30 protein-coding genes and 1 pseudogene are annotated in these 26,919 nt (G+C 61.6%); 18 read left to right on the top strand and 13 right to left on the bottom strand.

Annotated features, from left to right (window positions below; translation table 11 throughout):
- Positions 1-27 precede the first annotated feature (27 nt).
- A complete protein-coding gene (locus tag AB4Y31_RS24190) occupies positions 28-1,083 on the bottom strand; it encodes a LacI family DNA-binding transcriptional regulator (RefSeq protein ID WP_368676583.1) in 1,056 nt (351 codons plus the stop codon).
- Positions 1,084-1,134: 51 nt separating this feature from the next.
- The gene (locus AB4Y31_RS24185) at positions 1,135-1,947 is read right to left on the bottom strand and encodes a phytanoyl-CoA dioxygenase family protein (protein ID WP_368676189.1); all 813 of its coding nucleotides are present in this window, start codon (positions 1,945-1,947) and stop codon (positions 1,135-1,137) included.
- Positions 1,948-2,303: 356 nt separating this feature from the next.
- On the opposite strand from AB4Y31_RS24185, the gene AB4Y31_RS24180 reads away from it, so the two are divergent.
- The 3 genes from AB4Y31_RS24180 (at position 2,304) to AB4Y31_RS24170 (ending at position 5,175) form a co-directional block, all read left to right on the top strand.
- Positions 2,304-3,320, top strand: a complete 1,017-nt coding sequence (locus AB4Y31_RS24180) for an ABC transporter substrate-binding protein (protein WP_368676188.1) — start codon at positions 2,304-2,306, stop codon at positions 3,318-3,320.
- 65 nt (positions 3,321-3,385) lie between these two features.
- Positions 3,386-4,402, top strand: coding sequence for a ribose ABC transporter (locus AB4Y31_RS24175; protein ID WP_368676187.1), 1,017 nt, complete (start codon positions 3,386-3,388; stop codon positions 4,400-4,402).
- 2 nt (positions 4,403-4,404) lie between these two features.
- A complete protein-coding gene (locus tag AB4Y31_RS24170; RefSeq protein WP_368676186.1) occupies positions 4,405-5,175 on the top strand; it encodes an ATP-binding cassette domain-containing protein in 771 nt (256 codons plus the stop codon).
- Positions 5,176-5,325: 150 nt separating this feature from the next.
- Here the strand turns inward: AB4Y31_RS24170 and AB4Y31_RS24165 are convergent, their stop codons facing one another.
- On the bottom strand, positions 5,326-5,901 hold the full coding sequence (locus tag AB4Y31_RS24165) for a TetR/AcrR family transcriptional regulator (protein ID WP_368676185.1): 576 nt from the start codon (positions 5,899-5,901) through the stop codon (positions 5,326-5,328).
- A gap of 147 nt (positions 5,902-6,048) precedes the next feature.
- On the opposite strand from AB4Y31_RS24165, the gene AB4Y31_RS24160 reads away from it, so the two are divergent.
- Entirely contained in the window at positions 6,049-6,738 is a 690-nt protein-coding gene (locus AB4Y31_RS24160; protein WP_368676184.1) for a glutathione S-transferase, read from the top strand.
- Here AB4Y31_RS24160 and AB4Y31_RS24155 read toward each other — a convergent pair.
- The 3 genes from AB4Y31_RS24155 to AB4Y31_RS24145 all read right to left on the bottom strand — a co-directional run bounded on the left by AB4Y31_RS24155 (position 6,707) and on the right by AB4Y31_RS24145 (position 8,693).
- Positions 6,707-7,216 (bottom strand): OsmC family protein, encoded by a 510-nt coding sequence (locus AB4Y31_RS24155; RefSeq protein ID WP_368676183.1) that lies wholly within the window; start codon positions 7,214-7,216, stop codon positions 6,707-6,709. The genes AB4Y31_RS24160 and AB4Y31_RS24155 overlap by 32 nt on opposite strands.
- The gene (locus tag AB4Y31_RS24150) at positions 7,213-7,641 is read right to left on the bottom strand and encodes an amino acid-binding protein (protein WP_368676182.1); all 429 of its coding nucleotides are present in this window, start codon (positions 7,639-7,641) and stop codon (positions 7,213-7,215) included. Before AB4Y31_RS24150 ends, AB4Y31_RS24155 begins: the two co-directional genes overlap by 4 nt.
- Before the next feature lie 173 nt (positions 7,642-7,814).
- Positions 7,815-8,693 carry an NmrA family NAD(P)-binding protein gene (locus tag AB4Y31_RS24145; RefSeq protein ID WP_368676181.1) on the bottom strand — a complete coding sequence of 293 codons (879 nt, stop codon included), beginning with the start codon at positions 8,691-8,693 and terminating at the stop codon, positions 7,815-7,817.
- A gap of 228 nt (positions 8,694-8,921) precedes the next feature.
- Between AB4Y31_RS24145 and AB4Y31_RS24140 the strand changes: the two genes are divergently transcribed.
- Positions 8,922-9,836 carry a LysR family transcriptional regulator gene (locus AB4Y31_RS24140; RefSeq protein ID WP_368676180.1) on the top strand — a complete coding sequence of 305 codons (915 nt, stop codon included), beginning with the start codon at positions 8,922-8,924 and terminating at the stop codon, positions 9,834-9,836.
- On the opposite strand, the pseudogene AB4Y31_RS24135 reads toward AB4Y31_RS24140, so the two are convergent.
- From AB4Y31_RS24135 to AB4Y31_RS24120, 4 genes and pseudogenes are all read right to left on the bottom strand, one after another.
- Positions 9,833-9,982: pseudogene (locus AB4Y31_RS24135) on the bottom strand (transcriptional regulator); the annotation flags it as partial. The gene AB4Y31_RS24140 and the pseudogene AB4Y31_RS24135 overlap by 4 nt on opposite strands.
- A 22-nt stretch (positions 9,983-10,004) precedes the next feature.
- Positions 10,005-10,301: a 4Fe-4S dicluster domain-containing protein gene (locus tag AB4Y31_RS24130; protein ID WP_368676179.1), complete on the bottom strand. Its 297-nt coding sequence runs from the start codon at positions 10,299-10,301 to the stop codon at positions 10,005-10,007.
- Position 10,302: 1 nt separating this feature from the next.
- Complete coding sequence (locus tag AB4Y31_RS24125) at positions 10,303-10,617, bottom strand: hypothetical protein (protein WP_368676178.1); 315 nt, start codon at positions 10,615-10,617, stop codon at positions 10,303-10,305.
- 12 nt (positions 10,618-10,629) lie between these two features.
- A complete protein-coding gene (locus tag AB4Y31_RS24120) occupies positions 10,630-11,214 on the bottom strand; it encodes an RNA polymerase sigma factor (protein ID WP_368676177.1) in 585 nt (194 codons plus the stop codon).
- 242 nt (positions 11,215-11,456) lie between these two features.
- On the opposite strand from AB4Y31_RS24120, the gene AB4Y31_RS24115 reads away from it, so the two are divergent.
- Complete coding sequence (locus AB4Y31_RS24115; RefSeq protein WP_146013349.1) at positions 11,457-11,699, top strand: hypothetical protein; 243 nt, start codon at positions 11,457-11,459, stop codon at positions 11,697-11,699.
- Between the two features lie 187 nt (positions 11,700-11,886).
- On the opposite strand, the gene AB4Y31_RS24110 is transcribed toward AB4Y31_RS24115, so the two are convergent.
- Positions 11,887-12,537, bottom strand: a complete 651-nt coding sequence (locus AB4Y31_RS24110) for a TetR/AcrR family transcriptional regulator (protein WP_368676176.1) — start codon at positions 12,535-12,537, stop codon at positions 11,887-11,889.
- 263 nt (positions 12,538-12,800) lie between these two features.
- Between AB4Y31_RS24110 and AB4Y31_RS24105 the strand changes: the two genes are divergently transcribed.
- From AB4Y31_RS24105 to AB4Y31_RS24075, 7 genes are all read left to right on the top strand, one after another.
- Positions 12,801-13,832 (top strand): alpha/beta fold hydrolase, encoded by a 1,032-nt coding sequence (locus AB4Y31_RS24105; protein ID WP_368676175.1) that lies wholly within the window; start codon positions 12,801-12,803, stop codon positions 13,830-13,832.
- 110 nt (positions 13,833-13,942) lie between these two features.
- Entirely contained in the window at positions 13,943-14,836 is an 894-nt protein-coding gene (locus AB4Y31_RS24100; RefSeq protein WP_368676174.1) for an NAD(P)/FAD-dependent oxidoreductase, read from the top strand.
- 32 nt (positions 14,837-14,868) lie between these two features.
- Entirely contained in the window at positions 14,869-15,624 is a 756-nt protein-coding gene (locus AB4Y31_RS24095) for an alpha/beta fold hydrolase (protein ID WP_368676173.1), read from the top strand.
- 150 nt (positions 15,625-15,774) lie between these two features.
- Entirely contained in the window at positions 15,775-16,701 is a 927-nt protein-coding gene (locus AB4Y31_RS24090) for an NmrA family NAD(P)-binding protein (protein WP_368676172.1), read from the top strand.
- Positions 16,702-16,917: 216 nt separating this feature from the next.
- Complete coding sequence (locus AB4Y31_RS24085) at positions 16,918-17,727, top strand: oxidoreductase (RefSeq protein ID WP_368676171.1); 810 nt, start codon at positions 16,918-16,920, stop codon at positions 17,725-17,727.
- Between the two features lie 151 nt (positions 17,728-17,878).
- On the top strand, positions 17,879-18,742 hold the full coding sequence (locus tag AB4Y31_RS24080; RefSeq protein ID WP_368676170.1) for a class I SAM-dependent methyltransferase: 864 nt from the start codon (positions 17,879-17,881) through the stop codon (positions 18,740-18,742).
- Positions 18,743-19,000: 258 nt separating this feature from the next.
- Positions 19,001-19,402 carry a hypothetical protein gene (locus AB4Y31_RS24075; protein WP_368676169.1) on the top strand — a complete coding sequence of 134 codons (402 nt, stop codon included), beginning with the start codon at positions 19,001-19,003 and terminating at the stop codon, positions 19,400-19,402.
- A gap of 83 nt (positions 19,403-19,485) precedes the next feature.
- On the opposite strand, the gene AB4Y31_RS24070 is transcribed toward AB4Y31_RS24075, so the two are convergent.
- Complete coding sequence (locus tag AB4Y31_RS24070) at positions 19,486-19,905, bottom strand: DUF1810 domain-containing protein (protein WP_368676168.1); 420 nt, start codon at positions 19,903-19,905, stop codon at positions 19,486-19,488.
- A gap of 184 nt (positions 19,906-20,089) precedes the next feature.
- Here AB4Y31_RS24070 and AB4Y31_RS24065 point away from each other — a divergent pair, with 184 nt between their 5' ends.
- From AB4Y31_RS24065 to AB4Y31_RS24045, 5 genes are all read left to right on the top strand, one after another.
- A complete protein-coding gene (locus tag AB4Y31_RS24065) occupies positions 20,090-20,530 on the top strand; it encodes a hypothetical protein (RefSeq protein ID WP_102606826.1) in 441 nt (146 codons plus the stop codon).
- A 288-nt stretch (positions 20,531-20,818) separates the two neighbouring features.
- Positions 20,819-21,580 carry a DUF3348 domain-containing protein gene (locus AB4Y31_RS24060; RefSeq protein WP_368676167.1) on the top strand — a complete coding sequence of 254 codons (762 nt, stop codon included), beginning with the start codon at positions 20,819-20,821 and terminating at the stop codon, positions 21,578-21,580.
- A 10-nt stretch (positions 21,581-21,590) separates the two neighbouring features.
- Positions 21,591-23,672, top strand: a complete 2,082-nt coding sequence (locus AB4Y31_RS24055; protein WP_368676166.1) for a DUF802 domain-containing protein — start codon at positions 21,591-21,593, stop codon at positions 23,670-23,672.
- The gene (locus AB4Y31_RS24050) at positions 23,669-24,316 is read left to right on the top strand and encodes an OmpA family protein (protein WP_368676165.1); all 648 of its coding nucleotides are present in this window, start codon (positions 23,669-23,671) and stop codon (positions 24,314-24,316) included. The genes AB4Y31_RS24055 and AB4Y31_RS24050 overlap by 4 nt, the downstream gene beginning before the upstream one ends.
- Positions 24,309-24,971, top strand: a complete 663-nt coding sequence (locus AB4Y31_RS24045) for a DUF2894 domain-containing protein (RefSeq protein ID WP_368676164.1) — start codon at positions 24,309-24,311, stop codon at positions 24,969-24,971. The genes AB4Y31_RS24050 and AB4Y31_RS24045 overlap by 8 nt, the downstream gene beginning before the upstream one ends.
- Before the next feature lie 98 nt (positions 24,972-25,069).
- Here the strand turns inward: AB4Y31_RS24045 and AB4Y31_RS24040 are convergent, their stop codons facing one another.
- Positions 25,070-26,782: a pyrrolo-quinoline quinone gene (locus AB4Y31_RS24040; RefSeq protein ID WP_368676163.1), complete on the bottom strand. Its 1,713-nt coding sequence runs from the start codon at positions 26,780-26,782 to the stop codon at positions 25,070-25,072.
- Positions 26,783-26,919: the final 137 nt, after the last annotated feature.

Genomic DNA, 26,919 nt, shown 5'->3' with positions numbered 1-26,919 from the left:
ATTTTTAGAGCGCGACTTTTTCCGCGATTACTGGCCCGCGGTTACAGAGACCATCGGGCTTGCCGAACCGGCCACCGAATCGCCCCTCGAGGGTGGACTTTTACATGACTGACGGACGACGAGCTCTGGCGAAAAGACCATGTGTCGGGGGCTGCGGTCGTCTCCATTGATGCGCTCGATCAGCATCCGGAGAGCGGCTTGGGCCATCGAGTCGACCGGCTGGCGTACGGTCGTCAGCGCAGGGGAAAACGCGCTTGCCCATGGAAAATCGTCAATTGCGGTAACCGATACGTCCTCAGGACAAGCAACGCGCTTTTCAGCCAGTGCTCGCATTGTGCCGATCAGCATCTGGTTGTTGGCAACAAAAATAGCGGACGGCGGCTCCGGCAGATCCATGAGCTCAAGCGCGGCTTGGTAGGCTTCCGGCTCGCCGAATGCGCCTTGACGAACATACTCGGGCACGACCGGCACGTTTGCGGCTGCCAGCGCATGCTCGAAGCCGCGCAAGCGGTCGCGACCGGGCACGAGATAAGTAGGCCCGGCGATGATGGCAATGCGCTTGTGACCGAATTTCAGAATATGTTCGACAGCAAGGCGTGCGGCGCCCATGTTGTCGAGCGCGACCGAGTCCCACTCATTGGAGAGCACCACATGGTCGACTACCACGATCGGCATAAAGCCGGAGTCGGAGCGGAGCTCGTCATACGACCGTTCAGGTGCCGAAGCACAAAGGATTGTGCCGACGGCCAGATGCGCGCGCAGCATGCGCAAGTAGGCACGCTCCTGTTCGAAATCCCGATCGCTGTCGAACAAGAGGACTGAGTAGCCCAGCGCATGCGCGCGTTTCTGGATACAGTGGACCAACTCGGTGAAGAACGGGTTCGTGATATCCGGCACGACAAGGCCTAGAAGCTTGGTTGTGCCTTTCTTCAGGCTGCTCGCGATCGTATTCGGGGCATATCCCAACGTCTTGACTGCGGAGCGAACACGCGCCGTCAGATCCGGGCTCACATATGTCGAGCCGGACAAGACCGCCGAGACGGTCGCCACGCTAACTTCCGCGAGGCGTGCCACATCCTTCATTGTTGCCATGATTCTTGTTCCACGAAGTGGTGCGCTGGGCTTCTCACTCGTTCAGTTCCACCATCCGGCGTGCTCGCGCTTCGGCTGCCGAAGAACGCCATCCGGGGTACGGGTTGGCTCAATCTCGAGCAGGAACCGATGCGCCGGCGGCATGCGCTCATAGAGCTGAGACGTCAGGTGGTCAATCTGGACGAGTTGTTGGGGAAGATCCCGTCGAGTGTACGTCAGATGCAGCACGCGGCGGTTCGCATCGTTCTTTTTCAGCGTGCCGCTGTGCCAGCCTGACGCGTTCATGACGAACACGCTGCCTGCGCGACCAGTCAGATGAACTTCACCCGGATAGGGCGCGTCGAGGTCCGCGGGAATTCGCTCGCGGTCCTCTTCCGAAATGGGCCCCGGCTCCCAGTCGCCTTGGTTGACGACGGGCACATTGATCGGCGCCCATTTATGGGAACCCGGCACGACTCGGGTCGGTCCGTTTTCCAGCGTCATGTCGTCAAAGAGAACGATGGCGTTGACCACCCACCAGTCGTCAGCGAAATACTTGGGCACGTCAACGTGCAGCTGTTGATGGCCGAACCCTTTTATCGGATCCCGCAAGTTGGCTCCATGCACCTTGATCTCGCCGAGTAGGTGGTGCGCCGCGGCCAACACCGGCTGAAGCTCCAGGCATTGATCGAACGCCGGGCTCTTATTGAAGATATTCGATATGCGACGTGCACCGGGCTCAACGTGCACTTCATGCCCCCCTGTCAGGCGCTCGATTTGATGGAGTCGCTCGAATTCCCTGGCCATCGAGCGACATTCGTCCGGGCTCAGAAGATCCTCGACGAGGAAGTAGCCTTTTTCGTCCAGGTCTCGCAACTGGTCACTCGTGAGCGCGTCGCTGACTCCGAGCTCCCGTATCGCTTGTTTCGTGTACATGAGGTCGCGTCTCCATTCGGCGTTGCGTTGCGTTGTCGGCGAAACGTTTAGCGAAACGTTTCGATGGGCCTTTTATAGCAAGTGAGCGGGTCCATAGACATCCGGGTTTTTACCGAAAACTCGCGAAAACCACGTGCGAACAGGGGTCGATTAGAGCAACAGTCTCCATGTTTACCCGACGGTTGATTGACATGTACTGCAACGCTTCCTACAGTGGGCGAAACGTTTCGCTAAACGTTTAGCTGCGACCCCTAGCACGCAGCACCTCTTCGGAAACGCATTCACAGGAGACAGTGATGGCCAAAAAGCCTTCGATTCCAGTTCGTTTTTTGCGTATGCGCCGTCGCGCGCTGGGCGCCGTATTCGGCGCCCTCATGCTTTCGGTCATCGCCTCTCCTTCCGCGTATGCGACGAAGGACCACCCCGTTGTCGCCCTGTTGCCGGGCGTGGTTGACCCCTTCTACTTCACGATGTACCACGGCGCGCAAAAGGCAGCGGCCGAAGACGGTGTTCAACTGCTGTTTCAGTTGCCGAAAAGTTGGAATACGACCGAGCAGGTGCCCATCCTCAAGGCGTTCATCGCCAAGCACCCCGATGCGATCCTGATTTCGCCTGTCGACGCGCAGCAACTGATCGAACCGCTGACAGAGGCGAAGAATGCGGGAATCAAGGTCATCACTGTGGACACCTTCATCGGTACCGGCCGGTATCAGACCGGTAGCGGAAACGCGGATTTTCCGCGCTCATTCATCGCGTCTGACAACGAGGAAGGCGGACGCATCGCGGCCCGAACGCTGGCAAAGGCGATCGGCGAGAAAGGCGTCGTCTTCTGCGAAAGCCTGAAGCCGGGCGTGTCGAGTACCGATGCACGCGTGCGGGGCTTCCAGGAGGAAATGAAAAAGTACCCGAAGATCAAGGTTCTGCCGACGCTCTACAGCGAAGACGACGCGAACAAGGCGGTCTCCGATGTGTCGGGGGTGTTGGCACGGGAGCCTGGACTTTCAGGCGTGTTTGGAACGAATACCTTCTCAGGCAAGGGCGTTTCGCAGGCATTGCAGATGGCGGGAAAAAGCGGCAAGGTGAAGCTCATCGTGTTCGACGCCGTGCCGGGCATCGACAAAGACTTGAAGAGTGGCCTTGTCGACTATGCCATCGCGCAACGGCCAGCCGACATGGGTTACTACGGCGTCAAGTACGCGGTCGACGCGATCCGTGGCAAACCGATCCCGAAGGAAAAAGACACGGGCTTCGTCGTTATGGATAAGTCGAACATCGACAATCCCAACGTCAAGCAATTCATCTATTCCAACTGATATTCGCCGGCGGCGGCCCGAAACCGCTGTCCGGTGTTTGCACTGAGGCATTCGGAGACATTGCAATGCAAAAGTCCCCTTCACTTCCGGGCCTGCAATCCGTAACGCGCTTACCGTGGACGGCGAGGGTCGATTATGCAGATCTTGTCGGGCGCTTCTGGCCTTGGCTCTTTCTCGCGGCGCTCTGTCTCTTCTTTGAAGTCTGGTCACAAGTCACCCAGCACAGATCGTTTCTCGTCAATGCCTACAACTTGCAGTCGATCGCGCTCGCCGCGAGCGCACCGATGCTTCTCGCAATTGGGCAGACGTTCGTGATCGTCACCGCCGGCATCGATCTGTCGGTCGGCTTCGTGATGGGCCTCGCCGCCGTGTGCGCGGCACAGTTCACGCTGCTTGGCGGGGCATCGGCTTGGTCGCTTTGCCTTTCGGTTCCGCTAACGATTGCCGTCTCCGTCATTCCCGGTGCGATTAACGGCGTTCTTGTTGCACGCTATCGGGTACCCGCGTTTATCGGAACACTGGGCATGTATGGCATCGCCCGCGGCGTTGGGTTTCTCGCCGCCGGCAGCGGTATGACGGTATCGGTTGATAACCCGGGACTGCAATGGCTTGGCTCGGGCTGGAACCCGGTGATCGTCACAGGCGTGTTGTTGGGTTTGATGCACTTCATTCTGTCTCGTACCCGCTTCGGCCAATACACCTATGCGGTCGGCGGCAACGAACAGTCGGCCGCTCGCGCAGGCATCAATGTGCGTCGGCATCTGATTGTGATTTACATGCTTTCAGCGGCCTTCGCTGCGGTCGGGGGCATCGTCTACACGGCGAGATTCTCCGCAGGCTCGGCCACCGCCGGGGAACCGATGTTGCTTAACTCCATCGCCGCTGTGGTGATCGGCGGTGCAAGCTTGTTCGGCGGCACCGGCAATCTGATCGGTACGTTAATCGGCGCGCTCATCATCGCCGTGATCGAGTTCGGGCTCGTATTCATCAACGTCGACGCGTTCTGGCAATTCATTGCGGTGGGCGTCGTCATCATTGTCTCGGTGCTGATCGACCAGTATAAGGAACGTCTCGGAGTTTAATCATGAGCCAACCGCTACTTGAAGTACGGAATGTGTCGATTCGCTTCGGCGGCGTCGAGGCGCTCAAGAAGGTGTCGATGGAGGTCTATCCGGGTGAGGTGGTCGCACTGTGCGGGGACAACGGTGCGGGCAAGTCGACATTGATCAAGATCATCTCAGGCGTTTATCAGCCCAGCGAAGGCCAAGTCTATTTTGATGGCGAACCACTCGATATGCACGATCCGCATGACGCGCGTGCGAAGGGCATCGAGACGATCTACCAGGATCTTGCGCTTGCCGACAATCTCGACGTCGGCAGCAACATCTTCCTGGGGCGTGAGCCGTTGAACCGACGGTTTGGCGTAAGCACGATCGATCGGCCGCGCATGGCCGCAGTGGCGCGCGAGGTGCTGGACCAGCTCGACATCGTGATACCGGAAAAGAAGATCTACGGGCCCGTCAAGATGCTCTCGGGCGGACAGCGCCAAGCCATCGCCATCGGACGCGCGATTTACTGGAACGCACGAGTCTTGATCATGGACGAGCCCACGGCCGCTCTGGGCGTGCCCGAGCAGAGAAAAGTGATGGAACTGATCCTTGGGCTCAAGAAGAAAGGCGTCTCCGTCATCCTGATTTCGCATAATTTGCACGATATTTTCAGTGTGTCGGACCGGATCGTCGTGCTACGGCGCGGTGAGGCGGTCGGAGAAAAACGTGTTTCCGAAACCGATGGCGAATCGGTGGTCAAGATGATGGTCGGCGACGAGTACGCCGCAACGAAGTCGGCTGCTTGAGAAAATCGGCGACGTTGCCGTCTCGGGCCGCGTCTATGCGGTCCACCAGCTTGTCGAACTCGGCTTTGAAGTCATCGCAAGGACCGAGCGCAGTCACGCATCACGCCTGGCAGAAGGGGTCGCGCAGCATTCTGAATTGGTGCTTCACTGCTACGCGGGCAAGAGGCCCGCTTTTCGATAGTTGTCGATCAGTGCGTCATAGAGGGAGAGATCGGAACGGCTCCTTGCGATGAGCTGAGCGCCGGCGATCGCGGCAAAGATCGCTCGAGCCCGGTGTTTGCTCTCCCGCGAGCCGACTACTGCCGCCGCGGATAGAACCTTGCTGAGCCACGCCACATTGACGTCGGCGAAGGTCCGGACTTCTTTCATCACCACTTCCGGGAGGTCGTCGGTTTCGGCGGCCATGAAGCTGCAAAGGCATATGCGATTGCCGGTCTCGAGCGCCTTGCGGAATGTATCTGGATAGTGACGCAGGCAGTGCAGCGGATCGTGCGATTTAGCCAGCATGTCATCCAGAGCCGCCGCTGACTCTTCCCAGTAACGCCTCGCTACCGCTGCGCCGAGATCGGCCTTGCTCTCGAAGTGATGGTAGATGCTCGCGGCCTTGATACCCACCTCGTCCGCGAGATCACGATAATTCAACCCGCCGTAGCCGTGTGTCTGCGCGAGCCTCGTCGCGGCTACCAGGATTCTCTCTCTCGAGTTCGAGCTCGCGTCATTCCTCACTGCTTCAGCCTCCGCAAACAGGAAACGGGTGTTGACACCGCGCATTGTACCTTATATGGTTAACCTAACGAACGTTAGGTAGATGCGGGTGACGTGTCTTCGCGTTGCCCGATCCGATGCAACCAACTGACTCTACTGAGCGCCCGCATGACTTCCCATACCGCCAATTTCAATGCAGCGTCACTGCCAGTGATGAAGGTCTATGACTTCCCGACAGGGCCCTATCCAACGCGCGTGCGTATCGCCCTGGCCGAAAAAGGGCTGCAATCGCGCGTCGAGTTCGCGATGGTTGACCTTTACAAGGGAGAGCATAAAAGGCCCGAGTTCATCGCAGGCAAAAACTATTCGGGCACGCTGCCGGTGCTTGAACTCGATGACGGGACCTGTATTGCCGAGTGCACTGCCATTACCGAATACCTCGACGCGCTCGATGGCGTACCTACGCTCACGGGAAGCACACCGCGCGAAAAAGGCATCGTCCACATGATGAGCAAGCGCGCCGAGTTGGAGCTGCTCGATGCCATCAGCGTCTATTTCCATCACGGCACGCCGGGGTTAGGCCCCACTGTGGAAACATATCAAAACCCCGAGTGGGGGTTCCGTCAACGCGACAAAGCGCTGAGGGGCATGCGCTACTTTGATGCTGTTCTGCAAGGGCAACCGTATGTCGCGGGCGAGGCTTTCTCGATGGCCGATATCACTGTCATCGGTGGTTTGATCTTTGCGATGCTGGTGGAGCTGCCGGTGCCTGAGGAGTATGAGGCACTTCACGCCTGGTACGGGAGAATGCTGCAGCGTGAGAGCGTCAGGAATCAGCCGGTGTTCGCCAACCGCTGATCCGAGCACACCGAACAGTCGGCTCGATGGCGACCTCAAACCTTACCGAGTTCGCAATGAAGCAATGGCGATGCGCGAGTTGATGTAGCTCGTGCGCCTTCGCGGCGTCGACCTCGTCGTGGCATGCGTCGAGCTCGACCTGCGGCCTCAATGTGACGTTCGTGAATGCACCCGCGCCATCGGGCCGTACCTCGAGCGTGCCTGATGCGTCGTCGCGATAGCCCGTCACGATCAATCCCTGCTGCGAGCACACATGCAGATACCAAAGCATATGGCAGGCCGAGAGGCTCGCGACGAGCAAATCTTCGGGATTGTGGCGTGACGCATCGCCCCGAAAAGCCGCGTCGCTCGAGCCGTCGATAGTCGGCTTATCGGCTACGGTGATCACGTGGTCGCGGCCGTAGGACGTATAGCTTCGCGTCCCGACTCCACGCGCGCCGGTCCAATCGACCGTAACCGCATATCTATGGCGCGTCATATGCCCGCCGCGGTGACAACCTGAGTGGCGGCCGCGCGCTCGCGCTCCCAAGCTTCGGAGACGGCCAGCCCCTTCGCATAGTCGTCGACCACGAGGACCAATCGATGATCGTGATCGCTGTACATCACCTCGATATTAACTTCCGCGTCGGCCATCTGTCGTGCGATTTTTCCGAGCTGTCCCGGCACGTCCTGGCGCAACCGCTGCACAAGAACATCGTTGACGGCGCGCACTGCAATGCCCGCGCTCTCGAGTGCAAGCTGCGCAGCCTTCCCGTCCGAAAACAGGAAATGCGCAACACCTACGCCATCCACGATCCACACGCCGCCTCCTTCGATGCTGATGTCCGCCTGCCCCAAAATTTCGCCCATCCTCGCCAACGCGCCCGGCTGATCATCGAGTTCGATTGCAACGTCTTGCATCATTTTTTCTCCACTTGGTTGTCTTCGGTAGCGGGCTCGGTCCCGTTGCGTCTTTCAGGCTAAGTCCGGTGTGGAGACGACTTTAGCGGTGCCGCATCGATCGACGTTTCAGTGCAACACGAAATGTCGATCCATTCGAACAATGTGGGGAGAGCAGAAAACAAGTCGCCGGTGCCCTATCGGCTTTGGTCAGATTCGGCGCGACACAGCTCGCCCAGAACCGCCTCAAGTTCGACCTGGCCGCACAAAACTTCATCAGAATGGCCTTCGAAATCGATCCAGCCTTCGTTGAAGCCGTCCAGCATCCGCATGCGGGGTAGAGGATGCTTCATCCCCTGCCTGCGGAACAGCGTTTCCCACGTCCGCCTTTCGACAACTTCCGCACGTACCGGACGACCCAACGTGCGGGCGAACGCCAATGCGAGATCGTTAGGACTCACCCGGCGTGGACCTTCAAGTTCGACGACGCGCACACCACGCCACGTCTGCTGAAGCAGTTCGGCTGCAACGCGGCCTACATCCGCGGTAGCGACCATCGGCACGGGCTTGTCGAGCGGCTGCAGGTAACTTGCAATCACGCCATCGTCGCTTGCAGACGCAACATCCCATTCGGCGTTCTCCATGAACCAGCCCGGCCGCAGGAACGTCACCGGCATCGGCATCTCGCGCAGTGCATGCTCCATCAGCGTGCGTTGAGTAAGCAGATTGAGTTCCTCAGCCTGGGCACCGATCGTCGACAGGCAAACGACCTTTTCGGGCCGCGCCTTCAGGAGCGCAGTGGACACCGCCTCGATCACCTTCCGCGCTTCAGGAAACCCTGGCTGAGGATCGAACTCCGAAGGCGGGAGGATGAAAACGCCCGTCGCGCCTTCGAACGCGGCGGCGAGCGACGAAGCATCTTCCATGAAAGCCGTGGCGATCGCGCAACCTCGCTCTGCCCACGCCTCTGCGCGCGTCGCATCGCGCACGACCGCTCGCACCGGCCTACCCTTGGCCAACAGTTCGCGAGCCAGTGCGCCGCCGACCTTGCCGGTGATTCCTGTTATTGCATACATTGCTCGTTCTCCAAGTATGGATACAAAGGGTGACGCAGCGCCGACCCTCGGTGAGACGCATTCTGGACAAACACCGGGCCAAACAAAATGACATGGATGGAATTAGATAAGTGACAACACGTCACTAATCCGGCATGCTGAAGGAGATGCCCGGCACCGCCGCACGGCACAGCGTTGGCCTTCGGTTGATCGGCCGCGATCTGTCACCCTGTATTGACTCGAACAACGATGAGACCCAGTAGCGAGAAGCTTTCCGGCAGCATCAGCGTGTTCGCCGCCGTAGTGGATGCAGGTACGTTTGCGGCCGCGTCGGAAGTAATCGGAATGACGCCACCAGGTGTCAGCCGGGCGATTGCGAGGCTCGAGAAAAGATTGAACATCCGGCTCTTCAATCGCACAACGCGCTCCGTCTCCCTGACCGAAGAGGGTCGCCGCTTTTACGAGCAGGTCATGCCCCATCTGGCCGGGCTGGAGGAAGCCGCCGCTGTCGCAGCAGGTGGCGCCTCCGCCGTTCGTGGAAAGCTCAGAGTCAATCTGGACCCGGTGGTCTACCGGGCCATTCTCGGGCAACAACTCGATGCGTTCATGGATGCGCACCCCGAACTCGAAATCGAGTTCATCGCGCGAGATAGCCTAGGCGACCTCGTCATGGACGGCTTCGACCTCGCCGTGCGATTCGGCGAGCCCAAAGCGTCGACCCTGATCGCGAGAAAGCTGCTCGATACCCGCATCGTGACGGTCGCGTCGCCCTCGTACGTTGCTCGCTGGGGGCGCCCAGCCAAACCTGAGGACCTTGAAAGTCGAAGCCACAGGTGCCTTGAATTTCGCAATCCGGAGACAGGCAAGCCGTTCCCGTGGGAATTCCATCGCAAGCGAAAACGCATTGTGGTTGACACTCGGGGACGTCTCACGGTCAATGATCCGGGTGCCCTGCTCAACGCCTGCCTTGCCGGTTCCGGAATTGCGCAGATGTTGCTGCTCAGTGCCGCGCCACTGATTACTGACGGCCGATTGATCAATCTCTTGCCCGAATGGGCGGACGAACGGTATCCGCTATACGTCTACTACCCATCCCGGCACCATGTGCCGGCAAAGACCCGAGCTTTTGTCGACTTCATGGTCCAACTGACGGGCAATCACTAGAGCCTCGGCACGCTAGCGCTGTCGCGGCGGACTGGCGCGGCAATACCCTCGCGCTCGAGCCAAGAACGGAAAATCACGACGAGTTGATCGCCAGCCTTCGCGTCGGCGACGTAAGTGCAATAGCTGCGCGACGTGAGCCGAGGACCGCAATCCTCCGTGAAGGCGCGTTCAGCTGGCCCTGGTCAGTTTGATCGCGCCCTCGGGGCAGGCCGTCACGCACAGTCCGCACGAACGGCATGCGTCGGCGTTCGGCGTGTAGGCGACCTGCATGCCGTGCACGCGCAGCTTGAAACGATGCAGCGCGCCGAGGCCGCGGTAATCGGCCTCGTCGATACGCCGGATCTCGAATACCTTCTCGGGGCAGACTGCGAGGCAATCTCCCTTACCCTCGCAGCGGCGCAGATCGACAGTCGGCACGATCACGCCCGGCGGCTGCTTGCAGGCAGTAGTCGACGTATCGCTCATGTCATTCCCCTTTCGACGCTTCGCGCCGCGCATGCCATGCCGAGCGGAAACGCTCGCGCTCCTCGGGCGTCATCGCTTCCCACTTGCGCCAATGGTGCTTGTGGCGCCAGCCGCCGCCGTGGCCGCGAAACCCGCCGAAGAGGATTCGGCTCAGCACGAGCAAGCCGAGCGCATGCGCGAAATCGATCGTACGCGCGCCGACGAAGAGCGCGGGCATAACCCAGTTCCACAAGAGCGTGACCCCCCATCCAAGCGCGCCGATCGCCACGAGTACAAGCGCGGCCTTGCCGGCACATCTGATATTGCGGTAATTCATCGATCGGCTCCGTTAGAAATCGAGTTCCTCATAGGTGTCCTGTAATCGCGCGCGCAGGTGCAGCACCGCGTAGCGCTTGCGTGCGAGCAGCGTGTTGATCGCCACGCCGGTTTGCGCCGCCATGTCCTTAAAACTTCGCCCTTCCAGTTCATGCGCGAAAAACACCTCGCGCTGATTTGCGGGCAATTCGTCGAGCGCTGCTTGCAGCGCCTCCAGCAAGACGCTCCGTGCGTAGAGCGCTTCGGGGCCGGCATCGTGAGCAGGCAGCGCCAGATCCAGCCTGTAGTCGTCCTCGTCCGAGGTGGCGTCGCCTTCGAACAGCTCGACGAGCGGCTGTTCTTTCTTCTTGCGGAAGCGGTCGATGATGCGATTGCGGGCGACGCGAAAGAGCCACGCGCTTGCCTGCTCGATCGGCGCGGGCAGACGGTAGGCTTGCACGAATTCGTGGAACACGTCCTGCAGGATGTCTTCGGCGTCGCTCGGGTCACGCACACGGCGCCGGATGAAATTCCCGAGCCTGGTGCGCTCGCGCATGAACGTCGCGGTCATGTCGCGGTCTCGTTCGTTCATCGGGTCCAAAGTGAATGGAGGGTCCATGCGCTTGAAGACGAATGGGATGGGTGGATATTGTGGACGGCGGGAGGAATTTTTTCGGGAAATGTCGTGGCCATTGGGACCGCCGCAAAAACATCAGCGAGATAGCATGGTCCTTGCGTCCTTTGCCTTACGCCACTAGGCCGCCGTCCACGGTGGCTTCCGCTTCGGCGCGCTCTCGGCTTGGCGTCAGCGTATGCTTTGACGAGCGATCACGGGGCCAATATGGCAGGAGGGAGGCAATAATGGATCTTTTGAAGGAACAGGCGGCACTCGCCAAGGCTGATGCTGATCTGGTGGATGCAAACGAGCGGATCCGTAGACAAGCGTCGTTGATCGCAGACCTTCAGCGCGATGGTCACGACACGGCCGCTGCAGCGGAACTCCTCAGAACTTTACAGTCGACCCGGGAGGCCATGATCGCGCATCGGACGCTGATCGTTCAAACCATCGAAGACATCAAAGCGGGGAAGTTTCGTGATTTCTAGCGGGGCCACGCGCCCCCGGTCGCGAGCGAGAATGGGCCGGGCGCTTCGGGATCGGGCGGCGCCGTCGGCGGGACGATGTCCTTAATCGCGCCCATCGGCAAGCGCCGCCAATCGTTCTCGGCCATGCCGCGCCAGCAGACGAAAGGGACCCGCGCGCCCGGCTTGTTCTAATCCGTCCTTAACTAGACTATCCGTCCGCGTCGTCGTTGCCACCGTGCGCGGCGATGAACATGGCGACGGCCGACCGGCAATAGGATTCGATTTCGTTGTCGTCCTCCGCTCTCGCCTGATCGAAGCGAGCGATCATCAGGAGATCGGATCCTTTGAAAAGCGCGGCAAACAAGCGGGCGGACCGGAGAGGATCGGGCACGTTCAGAAGCGCCTTCGCGTGCAACTGACGCAACAGGGCCTCGATTTGGGCGATGACATGGGCGGGGCCGGCTTCGTAATGGAGCTTACTTAACGACTTTTGATTCGTCTTGTCGGCCATGACCATGGCTTCCACACTGCGGACGTCTGATCTCAACAGCGTGCGAAGCAGTAATGATCCCACCGCCATGAGCTGATCTTCGACCGAACCGTCGACGCCTTCAAGAAGGGTCTGTGGTGCAAACAGCTGATGGCAGCCGGCCGCGATGGCCGCGCTGAACAGCGCCTCCTTGTTCTCGAAGTGCCGATAGATGCTGAGCTTGGATATCTTCGCCCGCTGGGCGACCTTGTCCAATGTCGTCGCTTGAAAACCCAATTCCACAAAGAGTTCGCCCGCGGCGTCGATGATCGTTTGGCGAAGCGCCTCGTTGACGGGTCGGCCACGCCGGGCCTGACTATTTTCGGTCACGGCAATTACAGTCCTTGACGGTATCCTAATTCATGGAATAGGATACCACAAAGTATCTAAAACATGCAGGCTAGCCCGAACCCAACCCATCATCCACACACGGAGCCCATCACCATGGATGACGTCATCGGCGGCAGCTTTGCGGGTCTCGCCGCCGCGCTGCCCTCGGTCACCCTGGCAACACCGCAGGGCGCGATGGCGGGTATCTTCGCCCAGCAATCGATGCTGGTTTGAGAGCACAGTTCAGAAAGGAGCGCTCCCCGATGTCGCCGGTTCAAGTTACAGAGAACACTTTCCACAGTTCACGCAACAGCACTTTCTATTTTGCAAGCGGCCCGAGCCAAGGCACGCCGGTCATCTTCGTCCATGGCTGGCCAGAACTTGCATTGAGCTGGCGGCACCAGCTTCCAATCTTCGGTGCCCTCGGCTTCCGGGCGATCGCACCGGACTTGCGGGGGCATGGAAGGTCCTCGCTCTACAGCACGCACGACGCCTACGCCCAGCGTGAAATCGTCGCCGACATGATCGAGCTGCTCGACTCCCTCGGTAAGGAAAAGGCGATCTGGGTGGGGCACGATTGGGGAGCGGTGGTCGTCTGGAACATTGCCAGCCACCATCCTGACCGTTGCCTCGCGGTCGCCAACCTGTGCATACCCTATGCCACGTTCGAGCGGGGACTTGATGTGCTCGTCGGGCTGGTCAACCGCGATCTGTACCCGCAAAGCGAATATCCGTTCGGCAACTGGGAGTACCAGCGCTTCTACGAAGAGCATTTCGAGAAGGCCACCAGCGCCATGGAGGCGAACGTCGCAGCAACCTTCAAGACGCTTTTTCGCGCGGGCGATCCCGATGGGAAAGGCAAGCCGGGGGTGTCGTCCCAGATTCGACGTGATGGAGGCTGGTTCGGCGGAATGGGCGCTGCTCCGAACCTTCCTCGTGATGAGCGGATCATCACCGAGACCGACCTGCATGCCTATGTCTCCGCCTACGAGCGAACGAGCTTTTATGGCACGGCGTCCCTGTACATGAATCATGCAGCCAACGCTCGCTATGCACTCGAGGCATTGAATGACGGCCATCTCGACATGCCCATTCTATTTTTGGAGGCGGAATATGACTACACGTGCGACTGCGTGAACTCGCCTTTGACCGAACCGATGAAGACGCTTTGTCGCGATCTCACGATCGAGCGCATCTCCTCAGGGCACTGGATGGCACAAGAAAAGCCCGTCGAGGTTAATGCAAGCCTCGCGCAGTGGCTGGGTGCGAAGGTTCCGCAAGCCTGGCGCGGTTAAGGTCCCGGGCGGCCTCGCGCCGTCGCCAAACTCACGCACAAAGAAAATGGGTGTGCCTCTTTCAAAGCTAGCCCATTGCCCCCTCCATCCACAACACGGAGCCCATTACCATGGATGACGTCATTATCATCGGCGGCAGCTTTGCCGGCCTCGCCGCCGCCCTCCAGTTGGGCCGTGCTCGCCGCAAGGTCACCGTTCTCGATACCGGCCTGCCGCGCAATCGCTTCGCCGGCCACTCGCATGGCTTGCTCGGCCACGATCACAAGCCGCCGCTGGCCATCCTGGCCGAGGCGCGGCAGCAGCTGGCGCGCTATCCCACGATCAGGCTGGTCGATGCCCGGGCCGAGAGCGTGTCCGGCGCCATCGACGATTTCTCCGTCCTCACGGCCGATGGCGAAAGCCTTGAGGCGCACCGCCTGATCCTGAGCTATGGCGTCGCCGACCAGATGCCCGCTGTTCCGGGCTTTGCCGAAAGCTGGGGCACGTCCATCGTGCCCTGCCCCTATTGCGACGGCTTTGAAGCCGCCGGCCAGCATTGGGGCCTCGTCTGGTCCGGCCCGCAGTCGCACCAGTCTGTCAGGCTTTTCCACGATTGGACCGACAAGTTGACGGTTTTCTCCGATAGTCACGACATTCCCCCCGATATCCAGGCCGATCTGGCGCGCCGCCAGATACCTGTCGTCGATGGCCGGATCGTCGAGATCGCCCATCACACGGGCCATATCGCCACCGTCAACCTCGATACCGGCCGCAATGTCGCGGTCGACATCCTGTTCGCCCATCCGCGCAACAAGCCGTCCGCAAGCCTGCACGAATCACTGGGCCTCGACACGGTCGATACGCCCACCGGCATCGTTCTCAAGGTCGACGAGCGCCGCCAAACCACCATGCCCGGCATCTACGCCGCCGGCGACCTCGCCACGCCCTTCTTGCCCTCGGTCACCCAGGCATCATCGCAGGGCGCGATGGCGGGCATATTCGCCCAGCAGTCGATGCTGGTTTGAGAGCACAGATTCTCCCGAAGTCAGGATCTCCGATGACGGCCGACCTTCCCATTGTGCTGCTCCATGGCTCCGCCACCGGCTCCCACTCCTGGGCTGCGGTCCGCACGAGTCTGGAGGCGCACGGCGCCAGGGTGTTGGCACCCGACATGCTCGGCTACGGACGGTCGCCGACACCGAGCGAGGCGTGGCAGCTAAAGGACGAGGTGGCCCACCTACGCGGCTGGCTCGACATGCAGGGTGCCGGCGCGTTCCACCTCGTCACCCACTCGGTCGGGGCATTTTTCGGACTTCACCTGCGGCTGGCCGTCGTGTCTCGCGTGGCGCGGCTCACGTTGGTCGATCCGGTGGTCGTCAGCGTGCTGCGCGTGCCCGGGGAGGAAGACGCCCTGCGCGAGGTGCAGACCCTCTGCGATCGGTTCATGCGCGTGTTCCCGGATCACAATGCGGCCGCCTGCCTGTTGGTGGAGCACTGGAGCGGCACCGGCGCGTGGAGCGCGCTAGGCGAGAAGGGGCGTGCGCTGGTCGCAGGGCTCGCACCGCGGCTACAGCTCGAGATGACCGCCAGCGCAGCCGATCGGACCACGCTCGTCGAGCTCACCTCGACCGCGGTGCCGACCTCAGTGCTCGTCGGCGAGCGAACGTCGACCGCTCCGCGGTCGGTGAGCCGTCTGCTCGCGGGGGCGTTCGACGCCCGCACGATCGTTGTCCCCGGGGCTGCACACATGATCCCACTGACCCACCCCGCCGCGGTCGTCGAGGCGATTCGCGCCGACATGGTGGCATCGTGAACCGCGCCGAGCGCTCGCTTCAGGCGATCGGCCTCGAACAGACCCGTCAACCCGTTCAATACCAATTCCAGGAGTCGCAGTGAAATTGTTCAGTCACACCATTCTCGTCACCGGCGGGAGCGCCGGTATCGCTCTCGCGGAAATCTCGACATGAAACACGTCCATCCCATCCTTGTCACCGGTGCCGCTGGCCAAGTTGGCGCGATCGGACCGAGCGTGACGAAGTCTCTGCTGGAGCGCGGGCTGAAGGTGCGCGCCATGGTCCGCCAGGATGACGGCCGGGCGGAATCGCTGAGGGCTCTTGGTGCCGAGGTGATCGTCGGAGATTTGCTCGACCTGGACGCGGTGCACCGCGCCGTGGAGGGCTGCAAGCGCCTGTACTTCAGCATGTCGGTCAACGACAGGTATCTCGAGGCTACGACGAACGTGGCGGCGGTTGCCCGGCACCATGGCGTCGAAGCGTTCGTCAACATGTCGCAGATGACGGTCTCGGAGATGAGCATCCGTGAGACCGCGCGCAGCCCGCAGCACAAGCAGCACTGGCTGGCCGAGCAGGTCTTGCAGTGGAGCGGCTTGCCGGTAGTCACGATGCGTCCGACCGCCTTTATGGACGCGTTCTTTTGGCGATTTGCCGTTCCGACGGTCACTGCACAGGACGCGCTAATGCTGCCCTTCGGAGAAGGAAAGACGTCGCCAATCGCCGCTCACGATGTTGCGCGGTGCGTGACAGAGGTGTTGGCGAATCCCGACCCTCATCTTGGAAAGGTTTACGAGCTGACCGGTCCCCGTGCGGAGACTCTCCGCGAAGTGGCCGAAGATTTCACAAGAGTCTTGGGGCGTCCAATCACCTACATGAACATTCCGATGCAACCGTGGCTGGATAGCCTGCGATCCATTGGCGCATCCGCACACGTGGTTGCGCACTTGGAGTCGATGGCACTGCTGCACCAGGAGGGCCGATATGACCGATCCTCGAGCGATGTGAACCTGCTGACCGGCGTGTCGCCGATGTCGATCGAGGACTTCGTGCGTGCGCATCGGAACGACTTTCTGAAGGCAGACGCGCGCAAGCCGTAATCTTTTCGCTTGCAGGCCGGATGAACTGGAAGGATTAGGTCCGTTCAATGCGGTCGTCGAAGCTACGGTGCAGCCTGCATAGCCCGTGATATCGACGGCCCCGTCACTATCCTGGCCTTTATCCCCCGGCCATGTGCTCCATCTGGTTCAAGGTCAGGCCCACTTCCTTGCAAGGCTGGTGGGCCGCCCCCCATTCATCCATACGGAGAAGCTGCCATGCCGAATTCCAAAGTCGTCCTTGTCACCGGCGTGTCGTCGGGCATCGGGCGTGCCACCGCAGTGAAGTTTACCGAGCAGGGCTGCCGGGTATTCGGCACCGTGCGTGATACCGCCAAAGCGCAGCATATAAACGGTGTCGAGCTCGTCCAGATGGATATCCGTGACGAAGCGTCGGTGCAACTGGGAGTTCAGGAAGTCATCTCCCGGGCCGATCACATCGACGTGCTCGTCAATAGCGCGGGCGTGATGCTGCTTGGCTCGGTGGAGGAAACTTCGATCGCCGAGGCGCAATCGCTGCTCGACACTAATGTTCTCGGCGTCTTACGCACGGCACAGGCAGTGCTGCCGCACATGCGCAAGCAAGGTTCGGGAAGGATCGTCAATGTCAGCTCGGTGGTGGGCTTTTTGCCGGCTCCCTATATGGGGCTCTACTCGGCGTCCAAGCATGCGGTCGAAGGCATGTCCGAGACTCTGGATCATGAGGCTCGCCAATTCGGAATCCGCGTGACGCTCGTCGAACCGTCCTTCACCCGAACCAACCTGGACCTCAATGCACCTCACGCGGCGTCCAGAATTTCGGCCTACGACGACGAGCGAGATCTCGCCCTCCGGGCTGTTCAGAAGAGTGTCCAGAACGGGCCAGAACCCGACGGCGTGGCCCGCACGATCATAGAGGCGGCACTCGGCCGCTGGCGGATGCGCCACACGCCAGCCGGACAGGCTTCGATTCTGAGCAAGTTGCGTCGCTTCATGCCTGCGGGTCCTGTCGACGCCAGTCTGAGGAAGTCATTCGGGCTGGCCCGATAACCGCGCCGGATCATGCACATGGGATACCGCATCCGCTTATCGCAGGTGGAGGCGAGTTCGTTCGAGACGATACGCACCTTGGCAGGTTCGGCTGCCCCTTGCCTCGAACAAAGGGCAGCTAGTTAAGAGCAAAGCAGAACACGGAGATATCATGGCAAAGCAAAGTGCCGATCATGTCGGCGACTGGAATGGCCAAAGCGGGGAGCGCTGGGTCGCTAACCAGGCCCGGCTCGACGCCATGGTGGCGGCCTTCGGCCAGGCCGCAATAGAAGCCGCCGCGCCCGCGGCGGGCGAGCGCGTGCTGGACATTGGCTGCGGCGCGGGTGCATCGAGCCTGGCTCTGGCTGCCCGCGTCGGCGCAGGGGGCCAAGTGCTGGGCGTAGACATATCCGCACCGCTGATCGACCGAGCGCGCGCGCTTGCGCCACAGGATACGCCGGTCCTTTACCAGGTGGCCGACGCCAGCAGCGCCGAGATGCCCGAGGGCGCGTTCGACATCCTGTTCTCGCGTTTCGGCGTGATGTTCTTCGACGATCCAATAGCGGCGTTCGCCCATATGCGACGCGCGCTGCGGCCGGGCGGGCGGGTCGCTTTCGTCTGCTGGCGCGGCACGGCGGAAAACGATTGGGTGCGCCTGCCCATGGGCGCGCTCAAGGGCATACTCCCGCCGAGCGCGCCGCCCGATCCCGAAGCGCCCGGCCCATTTTCGTTCGGCGACCGGGGGCGGGTGTCGCGCATCCTGACGGCAGCCGGCTTCACCGATATCGCTATCGCGCCCTTCGATGCTTCCGTCCCGTTTGGCGAGGGCGGGACGCGGGACGCTGCGATCGACGAAGCGGTGAAGATGACGCTCGAGGTCGGCCCGCTGTCGCGCGCGCTCGCTGATCAGCCCGACGACATCCGCGCCCACGCGTCGGCCGCGGTTCGCGCCGCCTTCGCGGGCCTTCCCGGCGAGCGGTCGGTGATGATCGACGGCGCGGCGTGGATCGTCATGGCACGCAATCCGGCAAGCTGACAGGGATTAACTGGGGAGACGCCCCCGTTGGGTGGAGTTGGGCGTCTCAGATTGATGTCCCTTCTGGCCGACACCCGCGCGTTGAGCATCGGGCGCACTCTCAGTCCGTGAAGGACTTCCATTTTTTCGCGCGGTAGCCCACCTGCGCAACTGTGCAGAAGCAAATCGGCTTTGTGATGTCCCTTTCGATGCTCGCGTTTAGCTTATAGCCAGTGCCATTACAATCCCCTACTTCGTCTCCACAACCCACCACGCATCGTGAAACTTCCCCTTGCGGCAACACTCGCAGTCGCCATCGCAGCCACAAGCACGGCGGCGATAGCCCAGACATCCGGCGCCAGCGATACATCCGAGCAGCAGTGCGCCATCGGCTACGTCACAGGCATCGGCGGATCCGCGGAGAGCGTTCGCGAATATCTCGCGACGCCGGACAACAGCAAATATCGCTATCTCGCGGATAACCCGATCCAATGCCGGATTTCCGACGAGGGCCGCGCTTCCGCCTGCACCGGACTCACAAACCTTCGCAATGAAAGAGTCAGCGTGTATGACGACCCCGGCGGCGCAACAATGGCCGTCGTCGCCCGTGTCGAGCTCGACCAGGGAACATACCCTGTCATTATCGTTGTGCGAAAGCAGGACGTGCGGTGCGAGCACTGAATGTGCGCACTCCAGGGGTCCTCTGCCCACCAACTGAAGCCGTCGTGCCGATAGCCGCCGCATAGGCAAACGTCTGAATGCGCCTAAATCCGCTGCAGCGTCTTAGTATCAGCCTCGCCCGCGAAGTACTTACGCAGCGCTTCTAGAAAGATTTGGTTGTCTTCCGTCGCGCGCGAAAACAGCGTCATCGACGAGCGAAACTTCATGTAGTCCGGATAGCCAAAAATCTCCTCGATCGAACGACGCTCCACGTCGTTCACGAGCCGCGTTGCCTCTCGCAGGCGCTCGCTCAACACCGGATGCTTCAAATAAGCCTGCGCTTCGGCAAGCGACGAAATCGCGAACCGCTCCGCCGTCGCGCTGCTCCCAAGGCCCTCGATCTGCGGAAACACGAACCAGATCCAATGACTGCGCTTGCGGCCCTCGCGCAGTTCCTCGAATACCTGCGTGATCACCGGATTTTGCGCATCGACAAAGCGCTGAAGGTCGTAAGGGTCGTCCATCTCGCTCTCCTGCGTGCCGGGCGGGCGGCGAATGCTCTCAGCCCATTCTCGTCCTGCCGACGGAGGCGTGGCAAGTCAACTTTGTTACACCTCTTACTGAAGCCGAACCGGCGTGTTACAGGAGCCTTTCGACTCTCCGCTATACTCCGCGCTGCCTCAAACAAGTACACGTCAGGCCTCTAACATGTCGAAGAAAATCATTCAGATCGTTGCTGCAGCGGCGCTGAGCGCCGCAGTGTCGTTGCCCGCGCTCGCGAGCGACTTGAACAATGCGCTCGGTGGGGCGCTCGGCGGCGCCGCCGGTGCGGCTGTCGGCGGCGCGTTAGGCGGGAGCACGGGCTCCGTCATCGGCGGCGCCGTAGGCGGCGGTGCCGGCGGCGCACTCACCTCGAATCGCAGGGAGCGCACAGGCGCCATCATCGGCGGTGCGCTCGGCGGCGGCGCCGGCACCGCCGCCGGCAATGCGATGGGCGGACGCAGCGGCGGCATCATCGGTGCCGCGGTAGGCGGCGGCGCAGGTGCGGCGGTGGGCGGCAACATCTCGCGATCGAACTCGTACTCCAACGACTACCACCGCGGTTATCGGAGAGGCAAACACCATCGCCGCCATCACGACGACGATTGATAAGCCACCCGCTTCTCCCGCGCATTTGTCGCAAGCGCGGCATCCGCGGGAAGCGTGCAAGCAGTCACCGTCTGGCGCCATGCACGCTTCACCGCGCCCGGTTGCATCGATTCGCCTGCGGCACCTTCGCCGCAGTGATGATGTCGACCCCGCCTCATCGGCTGCCCCACTTCGGCCATCATGGCCTCGAATTATTCCGCCTGCCCTCAGCGCATCTCGACGAATCGGCCAGGACATCGCGTCGGCGTGTAAACTGCTGCCTTTTTCGACTTAGATGGTGCAGTGGTAGTGAAAGCCCCGCAGCACACGGCTTTTAGCAGCCAGACCCTTATTCGCTTGCTCGCTCGCCTGGCGGACGCCCGTATTCCCGAATCGACTCAATCGCTGTCGGAACGGCTGAGCCAATGGCTCGACTGGACCGACGCCATTGCGATGTCCACGGCGTTGGCCGCGACGCCGGCCCCTGTCTCGGATACGCAAGCCGCCATCGCCAGCGACGAGAACGAGTGTTCGCGCGTGCGCGCATCGCTAGCCGACGCGATCGCTCGCGACGGCGTGCTCGCGATCGAGAAACGCGGCACGTCGACGCACGGGGCTCGCCGGGAAGGCCTCGTCGAGGCCGACGAGGTGGTCGACTACACCGTCTTTCGCCATTGCTATCTGTCGATGCAGCAGGCGATGGACGCGAGCATCGGCAAGCTGCGTGAACGCCTGCGCCGATCGCTGGCGGGAAAACGGCCCGCGCTGGCCCAGCTCGCGGCTGTCGATGCGGTCATGGAGCGCGCGCTGAGTGCGCGCGAGCACAACCTGCTGACGGCGATCCCCGACTTGCTCAATGTTCGTTTCGAGCGTCTGCGTCAGGCCAGTCAGGATGCGGCCGCCGCACAAGACCACGACCGCGAGGGCCATGCTGAAAGAGGCAACCCGCCGGCCCCGCACCATGCGTGGCTCGACGCTTTTCGTCACGAGATGCGCAGCGTGTTGCTCGCCGAGCTGAGCCTCCGTTTTCAACCGGTCGAGGGGTTGCTCGCGGCCCTTCGCACGAGCTGACCGAGACGTTATGTCCAGAAATTTGATCAATCTTGTTGTGTTCCTGGCGGGACTCTGCGTTGCATGCTGGATCGGCTTCGGCTATATCGGCACGAATCCGCTCGCCTTCGCTGTCACGACCTTGATCGTCGCTTGTTATCTTGTTGGCGCATGGGAACTGCAGCGCTATCAGCAGGCGACGGCCACGCTCGTGCGTGCCGTCACGGAGCTCTCCGGCCCACCGCCGAGCCTCGCTGCATGGCTCGAACGATTGCATCCGAGCCTCGGCAACGCGGTGCGTCAACGCATCGAGAACGAACGCACAGCGTTGCCGGGACCGACGCTCGCGCCGTATATCGTCGGCTTGTTGGTGTTGCTCGGCATGCTCGGTACGCTGCTCGGCATGGTCAGCACGCTGCACGGAACCGGAACCGCACTCGAAAGCGCAATGGACATCGAAACGGTCCGCGCAACCCTCGCCGCACCGGTCAAAGGGTTGGGGTTCGCGTTCGGCACTTCGATCGCGGGCGTGGCTACATCGGCCATGCTGGGGCTGGTTTCGGCGCTCTGCCGGCGCGAGCGCATTCTCGCCGCACAGATGCTCGATCAGAGGATCGCGACGACATTGCGGACCTATTCGCAAACGCATCAGCGAGAGGAAACACTGCGGCTGCTGCAACGGCAGGCTGAAGCCATGCCGGTTCTCGTCGATCGGCTACAGGCCATGATGGCCACGATCGAGCGGCAAAACGAAACATTGAGCGAGCGACAGGCCGCCCATCAAGAAGCGTTCTACAACAGAGTCGAGGCCGCTTACGATCGCCTGGCTTCCTCTGTGGCGCAATCGCTCAAGGCGAGCGTCGCCGAGAGCGCGCGCGTGGCCAGCACGACGCTACAACCAATCGTCGACACGACGATGCAGAGCCTCGCGCGCGAGACCATTTCATTGCACGACACCATCCGGCATGCCGTCGAGCAGCAATTGCAGGGTCTAGCGGCCGGCTTCGAAGCTTCCACCGCCGCCGTCGCGAACGTATGGAGCCAGGCGCTCGCGGAGCATCAGAAGTCGAGCGAGGCGCTTGCCGCGCGCCTCAGCCTGTCGCTCGATCAGTTCAACGAAACGCTCACGCAGCGCACGGGTAGTCTGCTCGAGGGCGTCTCGGCTCGCCTCGAAGCGGCAGCGGATAGCGTGTCGGGCACGTGGAATCAGTCGCTGTCGCAACAAGAACGAATCAACGAGCGGTTGGCGGACCGCAACGAACGGGCGCTCGCCGTCGCGGCCGCCACGTTCGAGCAGAATGCGGCATCGCTGATTGGCGGCGTGGATCAGTCGCATCGGAAGTTGCAAGAGGACCTGGCATCGCAGGATCGGCAACGACTCGCGGATTGGACGCAAACGTTGCGCTCGATGGTCACGACGCTGAGCGCGCAATGGGAGCAGATCAACGCACTGACGGCAAGTCGGCAAAAGGAGATCTGCGATACGCTCGCGCGCACCGCGCAGGACATTTCGGCTGAAACCAAGGCGCACGCGAGCGACACCATCGCTGAAATCTCCGGGCTCGTGCAGGCGGCCTCGGAAGCGCCGAAGGCAGCGGCGGAAATCATCGGCGAGCTGCGCGAGAAGCTTTCGGAGAGCATGGCCCGCGACACGGCGATGCTCGAAGAACGCACCCGCTTACTCGAAACGCTTCAGACGCTGCTCGATTCCGTCAATCATGCCTCCTCGCAACAGCGGGAGGCGGTCGACTCGTTGATTGCGACGTCTGCCGGCCTGCTCGATCGCGTGGGCGCTCAGTTCTCTGACAACGTGCAGGCCCACGCCGAAAAGCTAGGTGCGGTGACGGCGCAAGTCACGGCGAGCGCAGTGGAAGTGGCGAGCCTCGGCGAAGCGTTCGGCGCGGCCGTGCAGTCGTTCGGCGAATCCAACGATAAGCTGCTGACGCATCTAAGCCGAATTGAAACGACGCTCGACAAATCCCTCTCGCGCAGCGACGAGCAGCTCGCCTACTACGTCGCGCAGGCAAAGGAGGTCATCGAGCTCAGCATGCTGTCGCAGCAGCGGATCGTCGAAGAGATGCAACAGCTCTCCGGGCGGGAGACGGCGGCATGATCGACGAAATCGACGCAGGCGTGGAGTCGACGACGCCCGTCTGGGCCGCCTTCGGCGATCTGATGTCGGTGCTGCTCGGCATTTTCGTGCTGATCCTCGTCTGCGTCATCGGCGTTCAATTGCAGCTTTCGGCGAAGCTGCAACAAGCGGTGACGGAGCGACAGCTTGAAGCGGCGCGTCGCCATGCGTTGGAGCAAGCGCTGGCCGGGCCGCTCGCGGCCGGCCGCGTCACGCTCGTCAATGGCCATATCGGCATCAGCGGCAGCCTGCTCTTCGCGCTGAACTCCGATCAATTGCAGCCGCAGGGCCGCGACATTCTGAAAAGCCTGGCCGGCCCGCTCTCCGCGTATCTGCACGATCACGACGAGATGCTGATGGTCAGCGGCTTTGCCGACGACCGACAGGTGCGCGAGGGCAATCGGCGCTTCGCGGATAACTGGGAGCTGTCGGCGAAACGGGCATTGACGGTGACACGCGCGTTGATCGACGAGGGCATCCCCGCATCGTCCGTCTTCGCGGCTGCGTTCGGCTCCGAACAACCCGTGAGCTCGAATTCCGACAACGTGGGGCGGGCCAAGAACCGCCGCGTGGAAATTGCGCCTGTTCCCAAGCCCTCGAAGGCAACGTCGACGTCCCATGAATAGCGCCGCAACCGAGGCACGCGCGAGGCTCGGGCGATGGAAAGCGTGCGGCGCCGATCGCCATGACCCCATTCGCTTCAGATTCATCGAGGCATTGGAGAGACGCACCGCTGAGCTATGCGGGGAGGCGCGGCGCCTCCTTGAAGAGAGGCTATCCCTATTGATCCAGGCTTACGCGGACGAAGTCGAGAGCGCCGCGTCGCAGACAACCCCTACCGAGGCCGCAATGACGCCGCGCGAGCCTGCTCGTGGGCTACTCGCCGAGCTCGTCGATTCGATTGCCAATCGGTCGTCGGCAAGCGGCATGAGCTTGCGCACAGGCGACCCCGCGCACTGGCGCCACCCCGGAGCGGAGTTCGAGGCACTCGGGTACTTCAGAGAAGTCTGGTCCAAGGTCAACGTCGAAAGTCAATTGAGGCAGTCGCTCGAGCAGGTGCCCGACAATGCCGGCCCACTCAATTCGGAGAGCCTCGTTCACCGGGCGCTCGCGCTGATGCAAAAAGCATCGCCGGGCTATCTGAGGCAGTTTTTGTCGTACGTCGAAGCATTGACGTCTATGGAACGGATGAACCTCGGCGGCGTCTCCGCAGGCAAAGAACCATCTCGTTCGGGGAGCACGAGGAGCGCGACGAAGAGCACAAGGAGCAAGCCGCGCTAGGCGGTTTCCTGTCTGCCAAGCTACTTCCGGGGGGCTTCCTCGAGCAACGACTGCTCGCTTTGATAGGTCGTCCTTACCGCCGTCGATGAACCAAATGGCTACTTGCTGCCCAATAACCCGAACACCGCCACACCGTTCGTCGCCCCTACGTACACCTTCCCGTTCGCGATCATCGGCGTAATGAACTTGTTGCCCGCGCCGAACTGATCGCGTCCATTCGGAGCTTGATTGCTGTTATAAAGCTCGTTCGCGAGATTCGTCGCATCGTACGCGTAGAGCCCCGCGATGTTGCCGTTCTGCGCGGCCCAGACAATCGCATTCGACGAGCCGTTTGCCGATATGCTCGGCGTCGTACCCGGCGCGCCGAACGTTTCCGGTGACTGGCTCGTCGGCGTTGCGGAAAAACGCGCATTCGACGCGGTGAATGCTTTGACGTGATCGTCGACCGAGCCGTAGTAAACCGTGCCGCCAAAATACGCCGGCATGCCGAATTCCCGGCCGATTAGTTGCCCGCTGATCTGCTGATAGATGTTGTTTGCGCCCGCATTGAACTTGCCCATCGAATCGCGATCGACGATGTAGATGTTCCCATCTTTCCCGGCCCCTATCGCGAGATGGTGAACGACGCCCGATGCGTCAGTGAAGTCCGGCAGCACGAGCGCCCCGCCCGAGCCGAGATCGACGTCCGCTTGCGATGCGGTAACGGTGTCGAACTGATTGAAGTAGTCGGCGACCGCCAGCCCATTCGTCGTGCTGAGCTTCAGGAAAGCATTGCCAAAATCTCCGAGCGCCGGAAAGCCGTTCGCATTGAGCGTTGTGTCAAACGTGCCATTCGCATCGAGGAAATAGATCGATTGTCCGTCCGACGCCATGCCGGCACCGCTCATCCATATCGACCCTTCGGTGCCGTTCGGCGTGAGGTTCAGGACGCTGGTCTGCTTCAACGTATCGGCGCTATAAGCGATCACCCACCCGTTGTATGGGTCGTGGTCGCAATGCGAAGTCCAGCCCGTGTAGATGTTGCCGTTCAGCTCCAGCAACGACTGACGCTCCGCGTATTGCTTCGGGTCGAAAGTCAGAACCCCGCCGGCGCTGTTTGGACCGTTGCCCGGGAACGATGCGGCGATTTCGGTCGGGCCGCCGAACAGCTCGGCCCCGGTTGTCACGTCGAGCGCGTGAATGCGCTGGTGATAGTTGCCCGATGCATCCTTCGACATGCCGACCACATAGATTGCACCGTGCGGTCCGCGAGAACGGTCGATCACCGGCGTAGAGGTGATGCCGATTTCTGGAGAGATCTGGAAGCAGCCGAAGTCGTCGCTCGGCGTTTCGTTGGCACCGAGCGTCGAGACGTGCCATAGGGGCGTGCCGCTATCGGCATCGAACGCGTAGACGCTCGCGTGCTCTGTCTCGACGTAGAGCACGTTGTGGGATCCGCCCGCGATCGGCACTGAAGCAAGGTAGAGAGGTTCCGCGTCGACCTTTCCGTCCGTGGCAAAAAAACCGATCTTGCCGAACGTCGTCGCATTCACGTTGGCAAGCGTCAGTGTCTTCTCGGCCAACTGCTGGCCCGTGCGGGCGATATCGTTGTGATAAGTCGCGACATCGACGGCCATCGCACTCGACGGCCCCGAGGAACCGCCACCCGGCGAAGCCGCTCCTGGCGAAGCCCCTCCCGACGAGCCTCCTCCCGAGCCCGCCCCGGAGCCTGTGCTCGAAGTCGAGCTCGAACTGCCTCCGCCGCCACAACTGGCGAAAAGCACGGCAAACAGCAGCGCATAGATGCGGCTCAGGCAAGCTGAGAGTCTCATTTGCCCACTCCCCCAACGCGGCTGACCGGGCGGGTGAAGTCGATCGCGGTAGCGCGATTATCGCGCGACGCCACGCGATCGCGCGCATTGACAGTCAGGTTGGCGGGAAAAGCGGATGCTTTGGCGGAGCCGACGCG

This window comes from Trinickia sp. EG282A, assembly GCF_040965455.1.
GTDB classification, from domain to species: Bacteria; Pseudomonadota; Gammaproteobacteria; order Burkholderiales; family Burkholderiaceae; genus Trinickia; species Trinickia symbiotica.
Note: the sequence above shows the minus strand (reverse complement) of the source record. Positions and strands in the feature narration are given on the sequence as shown.